At 51.9% G+C, this 19,583-nt stretch carries 12 protein-coding genes; 8 read left to right on the top strand and 4 right to left on the bottom strand.

Going from position 1 to position 19,583, the window contains the following annotated elements; genetic code table 11:
- The first annotated feature begins 102 nt into the window (after positions 1-102).
- The 5 genes from CKW16_RS32315 to CKW16_RS15580 all read left to right on the top strand — a co-directional run bounded on the left by CKW16_RS32315 (position 103) and on the right by CKW16_RS15580 (position 5,926).
- Entirely contained in the window at positions 103-1,071 is a 969-nt protein-coding gene (locus CKW16_RS32315; RefSeq protein ID WP_176471560.1) for a zinc ribbon domain-containing protein, read from the top strand.
- A gap of 31 nt (positions 1,072-1,102) precedes the next feature.
- Positions 1,103-1,966 carry a hypothetical protein gene (locus CKW16_RS15595; protein ID WP_095129147.1) on the top strand — a complete coding sequence of 288 codons (864 nt, stop codon included), beginning with the start codon at positions 1,103-1,105 and terminating at the stop codon, positions 1,964-1,966.
- Positions 1,967-2,235: 269 nt separating this feature from the next.
- Positions 2,236-3,804, top strand: coding sequence for an ATP-dependent endonuclease (locus tag CKW16_RS15590; protein WP_095129146.1), 1,569 nt, complete (start codon positions 2,236-2,238; stop codon positions 3,802-3,804).
- On the top strand, positions 3,789-4,814 hold the full coding sequence (locus CKW16_RS15585; RefSeq protein WP_095129145.1) for an AAA family ATPase: 1,026 nt from the start codon (positions 3,789-3,791) through the stop codon (positions 4,812-4,814). The genes CKW16_RS15590 and CKW16_RS15585 overlap by 16 nt, the downstream gene beginning before the upstream one ends.
- 59 nt (positions 4,815-4,873) lie before the next feature.
- Positions 4,874-5,926 carry a hypothetical protein gene (locus CKW16_RS15580; protein WP_095129144.1) on the top strand — a complete coding sequence of 351 codons (1,053 nt, stop codon included), beginning with the start codon at positions 4,874-4,876 and terminating at the stop codon, positions 5,924-5,926.
- Positions 5,927-6,122: 196 nt separating this feature from the next.
- Here CKW16_RS15580 and avs1c read toward each other — a convergent pair whose 3' ends face one another.
- From avs1c to avs1a, 3 genes are read right to left on the bottom strand one after another with little or no spacing between them, the layout of a single operon-like run.
- On the bottom strand, positions 6,123-6,386 hold the full coding sequence (gene avs1c / locus CKW16_RS32855; protein WP_371918034.1) for an AVAST type 1 anti-phage system protein Avs1c: 264 nt from the start codon (positions 6,384-6,386) through the stop codon (positions 6,123-6,125).
- A 29-nt stretch (positions 6,387-6,415) separates the two neighbouring features.
- On the bottom strand, positions 6,416-12,241 hold the full coding sequence (gene avs1b, locus CKW16_RS15570; RefSeq protein WP_095129143.1) for an AVAST type 1 anti-phage system protease Avs1b: 5,826 nt from the start codon (positions 12,239-12,241) through the stop codon (positions 6,416-6,418).
- Entirely contained in the window at positions 12,234-13,424 is a 1,191-nt protein-coding gene (avs1a, locus tag CKW16_RS15565; RefSeq protein WP_095129142.1) for an AVAST type 1 anti-phage system MBL fold metallo-hydrolase Avs1a, read from the bottom strand. Before avs1a ends, avs1b begins: the two co-directional genes overlap by 8 nt.
- A gap of 947 nt (positions 13,425-14,371) precedes the next feature.
- Here avs1a and CKW16_RS15560 point away from each other — a divergent pair.
- From CKW16_RS15560 to CKW16_RS15550, 3 genes are read left to right on the top strand one after another with little or no spacing between them, the layout of a single operon-like run.
- Positions 14,372-16,039 carry a VPA1262 family N-terminal domain-containing protein gene (locus tag CKW16_RS15560; RefSeq protein ID WP_095129141.1) on the top strand — a complete coding sequence of 556 codons (1,668 nt, stop codon included), beginning with the start codon at positions 14,372-14,374 and terminating at the stop codon, positions 16,037-16,039.
- Complete coding sequence (locus CKW16_RS15555) at positions 16,032-16,664, top strand: hypothetical protein (RefSeq protein WP_095129140.1); 633 nt, start codon at positions 16,032-16,034, stop codon at positions 16,662-16,664. Before CKW16_RS15560 ends, CKW16_RS15555 begins: the two co-directional genes overlap by 8 nt.
- 17 nt (positions 16,665-16,681) lie before the next feature.
- Complete coding sequence (locus CKW16_RS15550; protein WP_095129139.1) at positions 16,682-18,586, top strand: hypothetical protein; 1,905 nt, start codon at positions 16,682-16,684, stop codon at positions 18,584-18,586.
- 660 nt (positions 18,587-19,246) lie between these two features.
- On the opposite strand, the gene tnpB is transcribed toward CKW16_RS15550, so the two are convergent.
- The gene (gene tnpB / locus CKW16_RS15545) at positions 19,247-19,507 is read right to left on the bottom strand and encodes an IS66 family insertion sequence element accessory protein TnpB (protein ID WP_141232742.1); all 261 of its coding nucleotides are present in this window, start codon (positions 19,505-19,507) and stop codon (positions 19,247-19,249) included.
- Positions 19,508-19,583: the final 76 nt, after the last annotated feature.

Below are 19,583 nucleotides of genomic sequence, written 5' to 3'. Positions count from 1 at the left end.
TAGGCACCTCACTATCGCTCGCCCCTCACGCCCTGGGTTATGTAGTTTTCGTAAACAGATCGTTCAAACGGCTTAGGCCCCTCTCAAACAAGGACGTTTTTGATGTCAATGCTCGACAACGCTGTTTCCTCTATTCGACTGGGTGTGGAAGACTTCAAGTCTATTTCGACTGATGAGGCTCGTGCTCTCTCGGCGATGCGGAACCTTTCTGCAGGACTTCTCCTAATGTTCAAGGTCAAGCTTCAAGAGCTTAGCCCTCTGGATTCCAACGAGTCGCTCCTCAAGCAAAATGTGATCCCTTCCATGGATGCTGCTGGCAATCCTGTCTGGGTTGGCAAGGGCAATAAGACTGCTGACGTGGAGACGATTATCCAACGTTTGGAAGCTTTGGATGTCACTGGGATTGACTGGAAGCTCTTGAGAAAGCTTATCGAGATGCGCAACGACGTGGAGCACTACTATTCCAGGCTTCCAACAGCTGGACTTGTCGAAGCGATGGCTGCGTCGTTCCACCTCATACAGCAATTTGTTCCGACCTATCTCAGCCTGACACCTGTTCAGCTTCTGGGGGAGGATGTATGGAAGTTTCTGACAGCGCAGGAGAGCTTTTACAAGCGTGAACATGAGGTTTGCCAGGCTGCCAACCAAGGAGTTGCCTGGGCTCATCCGTTGCTGATGAGTTCGGCAAAACTATTGCAGTGCCCCTCATGCAAATCAGAACTGATCAAGCCCCGGACCCTGATCGAACCTGCCTCACAGATAAAATTTGTGTGCACGTGCTGCGCAACCGAAGCCACATATGCGGAGGCCGCAGAGGTCATTACGACCATGCACCATTATCGCGATCTCTATTACGCCATGACAAAAGGTGGTGAAGCGCCTGTCGAAACCTGCGCAGGGTGTAATCAATTCACATACCTAACCGATGAGGCCAGTTGCGTGCTTTGCCTGGATAAAAGCCCGGGCCGTGCATGCGCAGAGTGCGGTAGCTCGCTGGAGGATAAGATTGACGAAGATGATGACCTCAGCAGACTATGTGGGCATTGTCGCTATGTGTCCGAAATGGAGTAGTCTCGCGATCGCTGAAGGTAGGGGATGACGCATGGCAAAAGTGTTTGCGCTTGACCAAAACTTCTTCAGGAGTACTGAGCTGGAGTCCGTGATTGCGGCTGAGCCGACCGCCAAATTCGTACTGCTGGACATTGCGCTTCTTGAGATGGCCAAAGGTGAAAAGTGGTGGGAGACGATGCGGGGCTCACTAGCCATCTTAAGCAATAAGCGGGGACGTATCTTGGCTTCGATCTCTATCGCGGAGGCGCTCCGGTACGAAATGGATACGCTGAGATGTGCGCAGCCAAACATGGTTTGCAAGGAGTCAACGAGCTGGTTACGAGCCCTGGTAAGCGAGCTGGCCACTAATGATCCTGACGGGCCTGTAGTCGCACGGTTCAAAGCTCTATTACCTGCTGTGCAGCATGAGCTCAGCCTCGACGAGCTTGATCACGCAAAAAATCTAAATCGCCTAAAAGACACCACTGAAAAGATCAAGACGTTTTTTGGCCAGGCGGGAATGAAGGCGTTAAAACATCCAGGCTGCACAACTGGCGAGAGACTGGCAGCTGTTTACGTCATGGCCTCAGTGCTAGCAAAGGACTTCCTGGTTGAGAAAGGGCATTCCCCTGCTCGTGTCAGAAATTTTCTAAAGGGCAACCCCCTCCTCTTTCGCTACTATCTAGCGCTCGTGCGCCATGGCATGGAATGGGCAAGGATGGGCGGGATTGAAAATCTCATACCCGAAAAAGCTACTAATGACGCCATCGATCAACAATACGTGGTGGCCGGGTCGTTTTTTGACGGCTTGTTGTCACGCGAGGGAAAGGTGAAGACAGCCGATCAAGAGCTACGCCTCATGCTGTCGATCAAAAATCCCGGCGGCATCACGATCCCGTCGATCAAAAGCCAGTAATTATTGATTCATCAGTCCGTTTCATAATCAGCGATCGCGCAAACCTTGAGGGCAAACGGCCTGCCCTCCCCCCCGACTCGGCCTGCCGCGTATTGAAAGCGAGGATCCAGGCTATCGAGGCGCCCGGAGACAGATCGCCATTTCCGCGAAGCGGCTGCCCAGCAAATTCCGGCTATCAAGCCCCAATGGAGAGGCGCAAACCATGGAAGTAGTTCTGCTAGCTCACTTCACCCTCAATCGCATCGGCTCGCAGGGGAAGGTAATTTGAGATGCCTGCAATCAAGAAACTGATGCTCCAAAACTTCAAGAAGTTCGACTCGCTGATGCTCGAGTTTGATGCCGGGGTCAACGTGCTGATCGGTGATAACGAGACAGGCAAAAGCAGCGTGCTGCTCGCATTGGATCTTGCGCTAAGCGCGAGCCGAAGCCGTGTTGAAACCATCGGCTACGAATCACTGCTTGCGCAGGCAGCGGTGCGTGCTTTCAAACGAGGGCCGCGTACTCTCGACCTGCTTCCGACGTTGATCGTGGATGTATTCTTGGAGGAAGGTGACGACCAAGGATTCTACGGCACGCAAAATTTGGCGGGGGCTATGACTGATGGACTCCGGATGGAGATTGCGCCTCTGATCGAGGAGTTCGGCACGACGATCCTGCAGTTGCTTCGCGAGGATCCCGATAATTTCCCTTACGAATACTACGCCGTGAAGTTCTCCACGTTCTCAGCGGCCCCGCATGTCAGCTACCGACGCCCTGTGAAGCACCTGATGCTGGACAGCTCCCGCATCGACAGCGAATACGCAACGCGAGAGTACACGCGCACAGTTTTCAGCTTCAACGCTGAACCGCCGCAGCGCTACAGCCTCGAGAACTGCTATCGTCGTGGCAAAGAGGCGTTCCGTGATAACGAACTTGCCGCACTTAACGCAGAGCTGGGCGCCTATCAATTCGGGGTAAGAACCAGTATCCGCTCCAATCTCGAAACCGACCTGATCATCACCAAAGATGGCATCCCCATCGAGAACCGCGGCAAAGGTGAGCAGTGTTTCATCAAGACTGAGTTCGCGCTGCGACGGCATGAGGCCAAAGGAGAGCTCCACGCCCTTCTCCTTGAGGAGCCCGAGAACCATCTCAGCCATACCAAGATGAAGCTCTTGGTCGAGCAGTTGGCCAACACAGCGGGCAATCAGCTCTTCATAGCCACACACAGCAGCCACATCTGCTCCAGGCTCGACCTTCGCCATGCGCTGCTACTGGGGAGCGACCAGAAGGCTGGTCGTCTAAGAGCGCTTTCCGGCGGCACCGCCACCTTTTTCATGAAGGCTCCTGACAACAACGTTCTGGAGTTTGCGCTCTCCAAGAAGGTCATCTTAGTCGAGGGTGATGCCGAGTTCATCCTCATCGAAGAGATGTACAAGAAGCACTCCGACGGTCGATCGCCGCAAGCAGATCAGGTGCACATCATCTCCATCGGTGGCACGAGCTTCAAACGCTACCTGGAGCTCGGAAAGCTTCTGGGAATCAACGTGGCGGCAATCCGCGACAACGATGGGAACTACCAGCAGCACTGTGTGGAGAATTATGAGGGCTGCCTCTACAACGGCGCCCGAATATTTGCAGATCAGGACAACAGTCGCTCGACGTTCGAGATCGGTCTGTACCAGGACAACCAGGCCGCCTGTGAAGCCCTGTTCGGCGCAGGGCGGAAGAAGCTAACCGTTCAAGAGTACATGCTCAAGAACAAGGCAGACGCAGCCTTCGAGCTGCTCACGAAGAAAGCGGACGAGTTGGTTGCCCCCCAGTACATCAAGGATGCGATCGCATGGATAAAAGAGTGATCTTTGCGGTGGCAGGCTCGGGTAAAACCACGCATCTGATTAGCTGCCTCAGCCTGGAAAAGCGCGCTCTTATCATCACCTATACCGAGAATAACCATAGCCACCTGCGCAACCGGATCATTCAGAAATTTGGCACCATCCCGTCGAACATCTCCCTGATGACCTACTTCTCGTTCCTGCATGGGTTCTGTTATCGCCCCATAATGCAGCTGCAGCTGAACACGAGGGGATTGAATTTCAGGCGGCCGCCACAACGGAACTTTGCACTCGATGACACGAGACGTTATCGCGACACTAGCGGAAGGCTGTACCACAACCGTCTCGCTAAGTTGATCGAGGTGAAGGGGTTTCTGCCGGCAGTTAGAGCCCGCATCGAGCGGTTCTACGATGCCGTTTACGTTGACGAAGTGCAGGATTTCGCCGGGCACGATTTCAACCTGCTACTGGAGGTATCTGCAGCCAACGCCGACATGCTTCTCGTGGGCGACTTTTACCAGCACACCTTCGATACAAGCCGCGACGGAGCGGTCAATGGTCCGCTCCACAACGACATCTCGCGCTATGAGAAGAGATTCAAGGACGCCAAAATCGCGGTCGACAAGGAGACCCTAAGCAAAAGCTGGCGATGTGGGACGACTGTGTGTGAGTTTATTCGTGTTCACCTGCAGATCTACATAGACGCTCATGAAAACAGGATGAGTGAGGTGGTGAACGTCGACACCCAGGAGCTAGCCGATCAGCTTCATCGCGATCAAAACGTGGTCAAACTGTTCTATGAGCAGCATTACAAATACGGGTGCTACTCGCAGAATTGGGGAGCAAGCAAGGGCCAGGATCACTACGAAGACATCTGCGTGATACTAGGCACTAAAGCGTGGAATCAGTATCTCGTGGGCAAGCTTCATGAGTCTGTGGCTCAGACCCGAAACAAGCTTTACGTGGCATTCTCGCGGGCGCGAGGTAAAGTCTATGTGGCGCCAGACAACCTATTTAAGCGATACAAAAGTTAGCATTCGCAGCATATGTGGAGTGGTCATCCTGACCACGTCTGCATGCTGGAGGTGAGCCAATGTTGTTGAGCGAAATGCCTGGATATATATATCCGACGCTGGCGACCTTTCCGTTTCGCTGGTATGAGACGAATCGCTGGTTGATCTACGCCCTCAAGTTACTTCCTTCAGGTGACCTGAAATGGCTGCCTGATTACGTTGAGGCAGAAGGTCACGCTAAGGCGCACAACTACGCAACTCAGGAGGAAGCTCGACAAGTCGCATCTAGTTTCAACGAAGGGATTGCGGAACGTATCGAGATGCTTGGCCTCAGCGAGCCTCAGAAGACATCAGTGACCCTCAAGGCTGAAAAAGAAATCACCGTGCAAGAACGCCTGGCTGATGAAGAACTTCTGATGCTCACTGAGGCACTGCGCAGGCATGCTTCCAGTCCACGCCCTGCGGCGCAAGACCTCATTCTGCCCTCTGAACTCCAGGGGCTGCACGAGGATCTTTTCCGTCAACTCGAGGAAGCCCCCTACCTGCAAATCATCAACTTCCCGCGTTACCGAGTCGCCTTAGCTCGGACGAAGGAATTCGACTGGACGCATCGCATAAGCCCCTCCAAAAAATGTGCGGTGTACTGCGTTCGCGAAAAAATTGCGAGAGGGTTTGGTTTCTCAGGTACTGACCATTGGGGGAAGACAAAAGCCGCGATCCGCGCCTTGCTGCTGCCTCGCGCCAACCAGCTGCTTCAACATGCAAGCATCCAGAAAATTCTGCTTGAGGCCAAGTCCCGCGGTCAGCGGGTAGTGGTCATGAGTGGCTTCGTTTTTTGGTACGAGGAAAATGGTAAACCAGGCTGGGTAGTCAAAACCATCGGCGGCGACTCAGCGAGCGGCAGCGGCCAAACTATTTGGCACGAGGGAACGATCATCTCGAAGAATCATGGCCGTATCGTCGTGCTCCCCTACATCAAGGAGAATGGTGAAAAGGTGCTGGGTCATACGAAGAACTCGAGTCATGACGGTAAAGCCATTCCTCGACATCCGAACGAGTATATCGAGCTGCCATTTGAAATCCTCAGTGGAGATCTGATGATAGGGCTGCTTGGTGAACTACCTTACGAATGAGGTCGTCGAGCCGGCTGCGCTCGCAGTTTGCTCACAATGGCACTAAAACACTTTTTAAGGGCGATTTTCTCGTCCCAGGTTTCGACAACGAAATCAACAATGGTAAATAACCGTAAGCGTCCGGCCAACTCACCTTTCGAACTCCAGCCTTAAGGACGATAGTGTCCGCCTACAGGCGGACACTATCGTCCTCATTTTAGTGTTCGGAAGGCGTGTTTGCCGTTCGCGTATCGCTCGGCAGTGAGCCCTTCATAACATCCGCAAACTGAACCATCATATTCATCTGCATTCGAACATCCTGATTGACACTCAGAATATCGAGTCTGCCATTTGGCAGGCGCCTCAGAGCCATCAATCCATCCACACAATCGCGAGGAAATGAATATCTTCCCTGATCTATTGAGTTGTGCAGAAGATTGAACCGATGCTCAAACTCTGCTCGTGTCTCTGGTGTTTTCATAGCTTCGATCTTTGGTCGCATACGCTCTCCTATTTCGTTGCACTTAGTATGTCCACAAGCTGCCCATTTATTTCTACCCTCCAGCCAATGCTCCAACCCGGAGGCAGTTGAAGCCCATCACGTCTAATGGATAGGCCGCAACCTTCCCTCATGGGTTTTGCTCCTCTTGCAGCTGTAACTCTGCCATCGCGCCAATAAGATCGGGCAAAGTCGGACGTCGAAGTGCCGCTCAAATGCATGAAGCCTAGAAGAGGCATAGCGGGCGTGAATACGCCCAAAAAAGCGGGTTTGAAATTAACGCTAGAGCAAACTTCGCCAGCAGTGTAGTCATCAATGTTCGGAGCTTCGGTTGAACTGAATGTACGTAACGGTGACATAGGCCAAGCCGGTCGTCCCATAGGGTAAAGGAATGCCGTTATTTCCAACAGACACGGAGTGTCCCCTTCCATTACCAGCTCATGAAAATCTAGATACAGATGAGTATCGCTTGCAGGAACAAACCCTGCAGAAACACTGCCGTTCAGGCACGAGAGCCACTGCTCGGATGGAGAGGTGAAGCCGAACCGACGCACCAATCGCAAAGGTACCGGATTGTAGGTTCTAAGTGTGCGCTCTATAGGCTCCAAGTCGTTTTCCGACGCGAACGAATGGAGCGACGTATGCAATGCGTATCGAAGCTTCGCGTTCCATCGATTCAATGCTGCGCGCGGGTTTTCGCCGAATGCTTCGCAAACTAATCCCTCCAGTTGCCAAGCCGTCTCGATATCTAAAGGCGCACAGTCTTGCTCGAGCTTGTTGGTCATGGCGTCTGCGACTTCTCGCGTAGCTAACCCCTGCGTGGCAAGTGCGTCCCACTCATATTTGACCGAATCAGCCCATACGGGAAGCAGATCGCTCGCAAGATGGGTTTGAGTTTCACGTTTCCCCTGAATTGTTGCTCGCAGGGTTAAAAGCGCAGCAGAAGCTGAATCGGCCCCTTTCCCTGCTGCCCGACCGGCAATTCGAAGCAGTACGGCAATACGGCCGACATGCTTACAGTTGGATTCGATGTTAGGCAAATCAAGCAAGGGTTCAATGCGATTCCAAAAATCCAGAGGCTGGAGTTGCGATAGGTTGTCCAACCCGCCACAAAGAATATCCGCTCGGAATCCATTGCTCATGGAAAAAGCCTGGTCGACAAAAACTCGCATGCCATCAGGATAGGAGTCGATGAGCCACGTCACCAGTTCGGCCGCCTTGTCACGGCGCCCCCATTGAGGATGGTCAATCAGCCACAAAACAAGTTCCAAGAATGAATCCGTTGCACTGGCTGAGCTACTTCCCTCAAGGAACTGATAGGAGGGCAATCTCTCGTCTTCGCATGCGAGCATGAGCTTGACATGCTCCAACACGCATTCTGCAATTAGCGTTCTATCCTCCGCAGTAAGGAGCTCTGCTATCCGCCCCATGAGATGATCCGCGATCCTCCATTTTTCGGCGAAGCGCTCAGCCAGAATTAGAGGGCCATACGACCGGGCCAAAGAATCAGCGTCTGAGGAGTTTTGACTCAGTAAGTTTTCGGCTCCACGAGCTATATCAGAAAGGTCTCCCCAGATTGACCAGTCGCCATCTTGGAAAGCTTTTAGAGCGTGGATGGCCTCCTCTTTGGCGTGTTCTTTGTTACGCCTGGTTAGGTGTGCCCGGGCTTTCTTGAGAGCATCGGCGGCATCAGAACTCGCTGACGACTTTCCAAACAGCCCAGGCATCATTGAGAAGTCATCATCTAAGTCCTCGGTAGACTCCTGCGCCAACTCCGCCTCATTTGGCTCGAGCCTGGTACTAGAAAACGGATTACCGTCTAACATATCCTTGACGCTGTTTGAATGATCAGAAGACCCAAGCTCACTCAGAACGCTGGCAAACGCTTGGCGATAGCGAGCGTCTAGATGCTGCTGAAATGCTTCTAGAAACTCCTGACGCTGATCCCGATTGACGTCGGCTTTGACAATGATGCGCATACGTTCCGACATAAGCGCCAGAGCATCATTGTCGTCGCCCTCCTGCTCAATCAATCGAGCGTAAGCTTTTCCCCAGTAGAGCTGATCATTGCTGTCACCGTGCTGAAATATCTCGAGCAGCGCCCAACTGATCTGCCAACTTGCGCTCGACCCCGTTTGGCTCAACATCTGACTTATTGCGCCTTGCTCGTCCAGTGAACCGCCAGGAAACCGCATACCCCGTAAACGTGAAGGTCTATCTATGTCACCCTCACTCGCCTCTTTCAACAGTTCTTCAGCCGTGCCACAAGCCTGGCGCTGAAAGTACCGTACCGCGTTGCCATACTGCCCTCTCCTACACATCTCTCCCAGCAACTCAGCCTTGCTGAAGCGCACGTACCGCTGAAAAGTCATTTCGCCACTGGCATTGTCAAGGTTCGCAGCAACGCTTGGCAGTATGTGTCGGGCAAGCACCTCTTTTGCAGGAAAGCGCATCAACGTACGGGTCATGAGCGCTAGTTGATCCTCCTTATACCAGCCAGGCCCCATGGAAACTGAAAGCACGGCTTGGTAAATGTCATCCGCCAGCTCCGTTGCGTCCAACTGACTGAAGATAGGAATGAGCTGGAGTAACTCCGGCACCAACTCATGGCGATTTTTCAGATTGCGTTTCACATATTCGTTAAAGCGCTCTGCCAATGTGAACGTCAAGTCAGAATCATTGCTGTCTACCGTCGCCTGCGACAGCCGGCTCAGTACCGTCAATAGGGTTTTGCGGAAGCCTTCCGAGTACATGCCGCACTGATCCGAGAAGCGTTCGTCAATCAGTAAGAGAAGCTTGCCGATCTCGTTGGGGTAGCAGTCCAGGCACAGTGTCAAAATCTGATCGTAAATCTTCGGCAACACCGCCTCGGGGATGGCGTAGCAGTCACTCCACTTTACGCGCTGGATCAAGGTCAAACGCCGTAAAGGCTGCAGCACCACCCTCTCGATATCCAACCAGGTTTGTCGAATGACTGCCGTGCTTTCCTCTACGACCGCGCGCCGTGCCTTGCCATCGCACCAGGCCAGTGCTTTGACGACACCCTCTAGACTGTGTTGCCAGTGTGTTTCCTCCCATGCTACGACGGCAGGGCACTTAAGATCAGCCTGAAGAAACGAAGATACACGCCACTGTGAAGTGCCTTCGTCGAGAGCCTCCTCATCGACGTTCACTTTATTCACATTAAATATGTTGACCGGCGGTGGTGCAGACAAGAGACCCTGACCAGCGAGGCTGTTGACCAAAGGCCAAGGGGCACGCAAGAGAATCAGTGTGTCTAGGATTGATGTGGTTAGCTCGAGGGATTTCTTGTCGGCCTTCTCTAAAACCGTGGCCATGTCATCAAACACCTTAGAAATCGTTTGATGATTTATAGGCAGGTTGTTGGTTAAGGCGCAGAGGTGGTAAGAGTTCAGCTGACGGACAAGAATTTCCAACAGTACTGCTGGGGGCTTGTTAGAAAATTGGGGCAATTTTAACAGCGGCAGGTAGTATCCCTGGAGACACATTAAACTCCCCAAAAAATCGCTGAAAATTTCATTCAGTACCTCATCGAGCTGCTTCTCGGGGGCATCTTGAAAAACATGCTTGAGGTATGCAAAAACTGATTTATTGAACGCCAGTATTTCATGTAGTGCCTCAGCCCGGCCAGCATGAGCCATATACGCAAGAATGTGAATGCGTAGATGAACAAGATCAATGAAAGCCGATACTTTTTGCTTAGGCGCCGTCAAAGCCTCTTCGACAATCTGATCAGCCTTATGCAGCAAATCCAGCGCTGCATCCTTTTCTCCGGCTTGGGTCAATTGCAGCGCGAGCCCTAACACGTGCGCAGGCTGCACAATCAAGTGGCCATACCGAGTGGTGTGCTGCAATGCCTCATTTGACTTGCCTAACGCGATCAATGCCTTCGCCGCCAATCTAGCGTGCTGGGCAAAAAGAGTGTTGTAGCGGAAATGAAGGCGTTGCTGTATCAGCAGCATCCGTACTATTTCGACGGCAGTCGCCACCTGCGTCGCCGCAGCAAGCGTCTCTTCAATGTCAGAAAGCAAAGTGTCTGGATCTGCCCCTCTAGTGACACAATGATCGATCCAATCCTGCTGACAAACAGCAATAGCTTGGATTTTTCCAGCATCGCCTGCGCGTAGCGTGTGGTAAACAACATTCAACAGTCCGTAGTCGGTCGCCTGCTGTGCGCAGCAATAATCGGCCAGTCGAAGCTGTGTGTTTTGTTCGAGGTGGGCCGTCTTTTCAATCAGAAAATCCGAGAAAGAGGCGTGGTATACAGCCGTCTGCTCAGGGGACAAGAGCAGGTGGCGAATACGGGTTGTTGTGGGAACAAACGCGCCATGTTCGGATCCTGTAAGGATGTTGGCAAACTGCTCCATTGGGATGCCCCATCGAAGCCTGGCCATGATCCCAAGCAGGTTTACCGCTTCCGCGTCGCTCAGCAGTTGCGCCCACAACACATCGTAGTACGCTCGAATGCTTCCACTGAAGGTAGGCAATTCGTCCAGTTCTTCGTCGGTTGCGCCGCCGTTGACGTAATCAATCAGATAATGGAGGTACAGAGGGTGACCTTGCGCACGATCGCAAATTCGAGCGACCAGGGAAGGACTTGTCCTGCCGAACACCAGCCCCTGTTTGCAGAACTCAGTCGCCACATCCCTTTCAAGGGCAGGCATCTGAATGCTGTCGTCCGATTGCAGGCGTTTTCCCAGAGGCGCTGCGACATGGGCATAGCTCGGGCCGGAGAAGATTATGACTAGCCCTTCCTGAAGTTTCTCTGGAAATAGACCGATGAAATTGGTAAAAGCTTCTGCGCCGACCGCAGCCGCTTCATTCAAACCATCGACAAACAAAACGCCAACCTTCTCGCGAGAAGCGTACCGCTCCGCAAGAATGCTAAACAGGCTACTGGTGTTTGTTACGAGCGCTGAGTAGTGCATTTCGGATAGCCTGGCTGGCTTACCGGTACTTTGAAGCGATACGAGTGTGTTGAGCCAATCATGGAAAATTTCTGGCTGAATGCGCAGCGTTGCATTGGTGCCCCGATCCCCCGAGGCAAAGCTATACGTCCCTGCTAGCTCAAGTCGATTCAGTTCTGGTTGAAACGTTTCACAGAATGTCGTCTTGCCAATACCCGGCGCGCCTTCGAGAAACAAAAAACCGCTCGACTTCCGGTTTACTGCTGCCTCAAACCGCTCGGAGAATTCCGGGCGTTCGGCATTGCCCTCGTTGGCAGTCGCTTTTTCCTCCGGCTGTTCCAGATCTATTTGGTTCTTTATCAGAAACTGCCCCAGCTGTACGACGCTAATGGCCCCCAAAGAGTGATCAACAGCAATACGGAGCATCCCGTAGCAGAGTGGACCACAGATGAGTGCCGCTCCGGAAAGGCCCCGATAATCCGTCAGCGCAGTGTCCTGCTTCACGGACAGATCTAAGTCCATGGACATTTTTGGTTGGTCCAGTATCTGCGAGACGCGCCCTTCGAGGCGGTGGCCAATTTCAAACTTCACCACTGGGTGGCCAAAGGCCCTCCATTCAGCTCCCTCCCGAGGCAGCGTCGTAGACAGCGCAATAGGCGTTTTAGAACACTTACTCGGCAAGAGCAGAATGCACGCATCCAAACCCGCGTCGTAGGCAACAACACTCGCAAAGATCGCCTCTTCGTCACCCTCGCCAAACTCCACAGATATCGGGTTACCGCTGTCGATGGCAGGTGCTACGCAGTGATATGCCGTCAGCACCTTGTCTGCCGAGATCAGCCATCCCGTACCAAGCTCATCGACACATGTGATTTTGCAGGTAGCAAGCTTGACTTGTTGCTCATTCATTGTCGGCTAATTCCATTTCGATCCAATCATTCCCACCCTCAATCACTGTAAAGCCAGCGCCAGAGCTGGACTGATATTCACTGAGGCGAATGGATGCAGGTGTTCGGTAGTTGAGGTAGATCTTGCGATGGAACGGTGCAGGCCGATCTACAATCGCCCTAAGCACGGGAAAGTCGGGGTGACCATGTTGTTTGCCGTTCGATGAGACCAAGTAAATCGGCGCATCGATCAACTCGAGTAGCGCTGGGCTAGTGTTGCAAACGCTCCCATGGTGTGAAATCTTGATAGCGTCGAACAGCATTGAGTGGCCCGCGGCTGCCAGTTTGTGCAGTTGCTCCAAAAGATCCTCTACCCAGCTGTCGGCAAGAAAAAGCATCCGTTTGTTGCCTAACTCGATAATCGTGGCAATCGAACTACCGTTAGGGATGGATGTATCGGGCTCGTAGATGTCATTCAGTCGCTGATTTTGATTCGCGGAAATAAGAACGGGCTTTTTCTTTATCCTTTCTGGCGCATTAGCACAAAGAAATTCAAACGCATCGTCCAACAGCTCCCCTGATCCGACAGGACCCTGATAGCCTTTTTTTCTCAGCTCAGTGATCCACAGACGCTGCAGGCCGTCCATCCTCTCTGCGCTTGGACCAATGACTTGTATGATCGCTGAATGAAGTTCGACGCTCGGCGTGTTAAAGGTACTGATGAGTTGCGTACCATCACCCAAATTCCAATTATAGCCCCCGATGCGAAGCAGGTTGGCTAGGGAGCTTCCTTGCCGTGCGCTGATTTCCTGAGGGCGCGCATCACTGGCCACCGGCTTCGGATACCCCCTTTTGCGGATACTTTCCAGCATCATCCGAGCAAAACCCTCCGGCTCATCTGACGCTTGACACACGAGACTGCGCAAGCTGTTATGCCAGACATGGTCGATCCGAATAATTTGGGGGTTGGCTGCATTGCCATTGGCGCGCAACAGCGTGAGCAAGCCGGAAATGTGGTCAGCATCAATGTGAGTTGCAATGACCAAGCTTAAGCTTTCCCCGCTAAGTGCAATGGATTTCAGGTCATTGCGTATGTGCTGGTCGAAGGTCGAAGCGTAACCACCATCGATCAGGATGTTAACGCCCTCGAAACGGATCAGGAATGCATCACCATTGCCTGCGGGATACATCTTTATCTTCAGCATAATGGGGTCATTCACTGGCTCAGGAAAGTAGTTGTTTATGCTACCTCATCGTCTTTTTAAACGCGGTTCGGTAAGCGAGCGTCAGACGCTAGCAAAACGCCATACTCACGTCCAGGATACTGACCGCTCCTAGCCAAAAGCAGTCTGTCGTGACCGTCCGCTTTGGGTCGAACACAACCGATCGCAGGTGCTGCTCTCGAGCGAGAGCGGATTAGCTCGTCCTTGATGAGCCCTGGACCCTCCTTCCAGATCAAATGTGGAGTTCCACTGCAAGCCACCCCGCACCAGCCTGGTCTTCTGTCAGAAATCGCCATTCGCGACCGCTCGCACATCCGGTGCAAATGGGGGCAAAACTGGGGGCACAATTCGATTTTTTCAGGTTGTAACTACCGCCCTAGAGCCCAGTCAAAATGTTTTTTGGCGACCCTGAGAGTCTTTAGGCGTCGGCTGGCAGGCTGTTCGGCTGATCATTTCTGCCCTTCCACAAACCATGGAGCTCCATTCACTTCCAGTGGATTGCTACATTGGGGGCATATTTGAGGGCATGCTATGGATGGTTTGAAAAGGATGCCCCCAGCCTGAGGTCCAACAGTCCCCTTCTCGAAAATATCATCCGTTACTGTTGTAAAAACGCCATCAAGCGCTACCCCATCACCTCAGTTAATGGCGTTGCGATGCCTGTCCCAACCACCGAGCTTAGTCGTCACCCTCCTCGAGCCCCCTCGAAAAGTCGTCATTATTCTAGTCAGACTTGCTTTCCGGCTACGCCTCGCTGGCAGGATCAAATCTCCAGCATTTCGTGGTGCCTCTCCTTCAATAGCACGCCTGCCTCCGAGACCGTTAACATTTGATAGCACAATGGCAGCTTCATCAAACTTTCGGTAAAATCGACGCACTAGAACGACAAACCCAGCGACCCGTAAATCGCGCCATAGTAAGAGCCAAACATGGACAGTTTAGAAAGCCTTTCATCATCTTACCAATACAACGATGCCCTTGAGAGCTTTGACTATGCAGTAGTTCGCATTGCCGTGCTGATACCGCCCAAGTCGGATCAAACCGAGAGACCACCCCTCCGTTTATTATATGCCTCGGTTTGGCTATTGCCACCGGGACGAGAAATACCCTCTAAACGTCATGAAGCGGCAATCAAACGCTTTAAAAAGGAAAAGGGCGGCATCGCAGTTGATCGAATAGTCATGCGAGCTGAAGACGCTATCAACTGGTACAGAAGCTCATTTGAAACTTTTACTACACCTATTCCTTTTCAGGACTCCCAGGACTCAGATGGTATTCCTCTGGATGTAGCAAGCCTAGACGATTTTCCTAGGTGGCCGCTCTTGGGTGTACCTATGCAAAGTGAAAGTCTGACCGGGTCATCGGAACGTTCTTCTGTCCCGTTCCGAAATATCGGCATCACCCGGTACTCTCGTCGAATCTCCGGAAATCAATCATGGCCAGAGTTCTTGACCCCTAATGGACGGAGAGACAATGCCGACGAGGCCTTTAAGTTCTTGGAAAGACACATGCATGTCGATCTCAGAGAATATCCAGAATACTTAGGCGGCCTCACGCTTGCCGTCCCTGACCTAGACGTTCACTCAGTTAGACAGTTCATCGAACCGAAGAACGAGGGTTCGGAGTCACTTTACTTCCACTTAAAGCCTCATCCAGGCCAAACCTTACAACACCTTAACTTGACTGTGTTTGAGGGGCAGGAGGGTATGCTGACCTCTTTTCAAACGCTCAAAGTGCCTGAGGATGGCCTAATAGAAATCAAAAGGCCAACTGCTATCGATACTGCTGGATTGGTTTTAGCGCATGAGCAACGCGGTGTGTTACTACAGACACCTATGCGATCATTCTTGCGACAAATGCACTTAACGACAGAGGTCGTTGAGCGACGCGTCAGTGTCACCGTGCCGCAAAACGAGGGTAAAAGGAGCCCAGCAGATCAATATCACACCGAGAAAAAGACGTTAGCTTCCGCTCAGACTTACGGAGATCCCCAGAACAACTCCGATGCCTTCAAGCGGTTGACTGAGGCCCGGAATGAGCGAAATCTAAACCACAGTGCCCGCCTATACGATCAAACGTGGTTTGGCACCGGGCAACGCAAGGCGGCGCTAGATCACATCAGAGCCAAAATTAGAAATGCGCGTGTTAGCGTTTTTATCGCCGACCCCTATTTTGGTGCTACTCAGATCGTGCAATATCTGTTTGCACTTGAGCGCGATGATATTAAAGTTAAAATCCTCACATCTGACTACGCATTCAGCAAGCCCAAAACATCAGAAGGGGATGAGAAGTCGGCAACTTTGGCGGGCGATGATCTCAGCGCGTTAGAAACTAATATAGAAAAATTCCGAACCCTGCACAGCAACCCCCTTGAAATCAAGATTGCGCGAACGATCGAGACATACTTCCACGACCGATTTATCGCTGTAGATGGTCGAGTCTGGATGCTTGGCAGTTCATTAAATTCGATTGGCGTACGACCGACCTTGATTATGCGGATTCCCCATGGCGAAAAAGTTCTAGACTACCTAAGTCATTTGTTTGATAACTCTGCCGCTTTTGAGGGGCTCGCCGAGCGGGACGAATCAGATGCCTAAGCTTTCACCTACTCCCGCAGTGAGTGTCGTCCCGGAAGCTGAGTCTACTCTCAAACCCCAACTCCTGATTCCTTGCGAGCCCCACTATCGCGAAGAAGGAGTGCAGTATTTCCCCGACATTGCCGCAATTAAGGCAAGGCAGAATGTGGAAAGAGTACAAATTTTTGACGAGTTCTCCAATGCTATTCTTGCAGCACAGTCACGGGTATGGATTATTGACAAACGCATCCTTTCCGACGATGGCAAAAAACCTAAACACAACCAAAGACTCGAAAAGGTTTCAAACTGGTTTCGGGATACCGACCAGCTTAAATCAGTACGTATTTTAACAGGCGCACCGCCCGATCAAAACGAGGCGCTAGATGTATTTTCGGACTTATCCAAAGAGGTCACAGATCGTAGAGGCCCACTTTATCCGCCACTCGACGCGCAGATAAAATTTACAATAAATAAGTTCCCCTACATACATGACCGATTCGCGATAATTGATGATGAACTTTGGCACTTCGGGGCTACCGTAGGTGGGTTTCATCGTCACGTGAATGCTGCCAGTAGAGGATGGGATGTCAACGCTCACAGAGCAATCGACTTTTTTGAGATGGCATGGAAAGGCCTAAGCGACTAATCTAGGAATTTTAATCAATGAACAAAGAATGGTTGCTACCTTCTGCATATGTATCAAGCACTGAAAAGGATTACAACAGTGCATTAGTCCTTATCAACAACTACGCGGCAGGCAATGTTGAATACTCTCCACAGCTGATTGCACTGATCGAAAATTATTTTTTCGCTCCTGGAGACGCCAAAACTGCGCTCAAAAATTTTGCCATGCAGTTGAGTGACACGGATGAGGCTTCGGACATCTTGGACGACGCTGAATCCCTTGCCGTTCTATGTGGGGCAATCATTAGCGTTTGGTCATCTAAAGAAACTGAGGGCAGGCTACCAGCGCTTTTAGCACTGATTAGGCATTCTTGGTGGCTTGAGCAGCTCTGGCCTGTCGCTACCGCCACCCTAGCCAGATTGAATGAAAGTTTCAGATCCACGGTCGTCACCCTTGCTGCTCAACATTTTATCAATGCTGAAGTTAAACTCAACTCAGAACACCCCGAAGATCACGCTGATCCATTCACACTCGGTGACATTTGGAGCGGACATATCCGCGAAGCACGATCAAACGAATCGAGCTGGTCTTGGGTACGCCTGCTCGCTGAGTTAGACGCTGAACAACTGCTCGCATCGATGAAATTGATACGAAACCCTGTACTGCTCAACCGGGTGCTAGAGAGTCCAGAGTTTTACCGCAATTATGTTTTATGGGAATGTTTGACTCTCAGAGTGGCACCCAGTTTTGGGGATGACGGCACTTGGAACGGCGAGATATTGCTTCCGAGCTTGATCAGACATGGCAAATCCATGTTACTTCATGTAGCTGACAGACAAGAGCATCCAAAGGACATACTGGAAGCTCATGTCAAATACCTGCTTGCTCGTCTGAGGGACACTCTTGCACTGCGATCAGATTTTATCGGAATATTTAAGCGCTGGGGCACGTGGCTTACTCGTCAGACCCTCAATTTTCCGGCTCATGAGACGCAGCGAAAGACACTCATTGACAGCAATGACCTTCTAATGGCTTTGGCTGACAAGATAGCCCCCTCGTTTTCGCCTGCCACATCAAGCGACCTAGACAACAGTTGGGAGCCTTGGGTCTACCAAAGCATGCTTGCACTTTTGCACTCTGAGAAACCGACCAAATTTTTAGCGCCGGACATAACAAGCTTCCTTGGTGAGTGGGATCTCACACTGGAAGAATGGGATGCGGGTAAGGGTCAGAGCCTCAGAGATCACGCTAGGCATTACCATGCGACCCGACCAGGTGACTATGCCTGCAAAGTACTTGGGTACTCGATCGCTCTAAGTGGCGACTTTGCTAATGATTGGTTGAAAACGTGGGACTGCAGCGTTGCACTGAGAGAGATCCTGGAGTTTAGCCCTACAACCCAAACCTCGAAAAAATGGCGCCCCTCGGACGCATCGAGCCTAATGCGGACATTAGTCGATATCGGTCTCGGCATACTTGACTGCACAACCTATGAGCCCGAGACCTTGGATACAGAAGCCCTGGCCAAATCAGCCAAACTCTTCGCTGCGCTATGGTCTGCTACTACTGAAATGCTCAGCATCGACCTATACGGCGACGAATTCTGGGCCCGGATACAGCAGCACCTGGCAATACGTCGGATACGTTGGACTATTGAGCCTGGTCAACCCGCTGAGGCTGGATACCGCGCCTACTTGGACGAGGCAACACATCCGAAAGCGGCAAACTTATTGAAGTTAGTTTCTACAAACACAGGCGCCATTCTCAAGCTTCTGCCACTACTTGTCCAAAACACCACTAAAGGAAATCTGAGACATTTACTCGCTAAGGCCCAAATCGACATGACAGCACTGGCCTCTAGCGCGCGCAAATATCAGCAGGCGCCGGAAAGAAAATTTAACATTCATCTTCATCACGTCGATTTGATAGAAGAATTGGGATAGTAATTGCTCGTAAGTGGTGTCGAAATATAGAAAAAGCTCGCTTTCAGGAAGCACCGGGCGAAGCGTCCTCACCCGTAGGTGAGGGCCAGCGCAGTTAATGTCTCAGCATTGGCAATGCCCAATGTAACCGTTCGGGCAACACACCTTCCTGACTCCGTCGCTTGAGGCAATGGCGTTCACCAAATTTTAAGTGGACGCCCATGCCACAAGAACGCCGCCCCTATGATGCGTTTGCCGTGACCACGTCTAAGCTGCACCAAGGTCTACTTAACAGCAGGTAACGTCTTCGCCCCCTAATCGCGATAGGAAACAAGAGATTGCATGTCGTCCGTTACCCACTCATTGAAGTGGTGGGTTCTGGGGTCTGACCGAACTATCTGCTTGGATATCGACTCATTACTCATATCCTTTTCCGAACGACCAAGGATTTGCCAGATACGGGTTGCTCCGGGGGTTAGGTGATCGAGATTGGGTAGCGAAGTCATGGGGCGGATTTTGCCAGAGCAGGCAATTCCCGGCGATAGACCGATAGGCTAATGGCAGCCGTTAAAGCAGTGTGATCGAACCTCCAGAACCTGCGCGTTGCCATGGAAGGCCCAGCACTAATGCCTGAAGTTGCTCAGTATCCAGCTCCATCTCAGAACCGTGGCGAATGCCAGGTCAGTGAAACTTGCCTTGGTTTAACCGGCGCGCCTCCAGCCATATCCCGAAGCCGTCATGCACCAGCACTTTCATGCGATTGGCGCGGCGATTGGCGAACAGATAAGCACAGTGCGGCTGCGCCGCACCGAACATCGCAATCACCCTGGCCAATGCCGTCTCGGTACCGGCGTGCATGTCCATCGGCTCGGTGGCGAGCCAGATGGTGTCGTACGATTCATCGCAAAAGGTCTCGTAGAAAGGTTGCCCAAGTAGCAGCATTCTCAGTAGGCCAGTTCACTTTTACGATACCGCGCGGGTGCTGGATTTGGACGCAGATATTCGATGATGTTGGGTG

Source organism: Pseudomonas sp. Irchel s3h14 (assembly GCF_900187425.1).
In the GTDB taxonomy this organism is placed as follows: Bacteria; Pseudomonadota; Gammaproteobacteria; order Pseudomonadales; family Pseudomonadaceae; genus Aquipseudomonas.
Note: the sequence above shows the minus strand (reverse complement) of the source record. Positions and strands in the feature narration are given on the sequence as shown.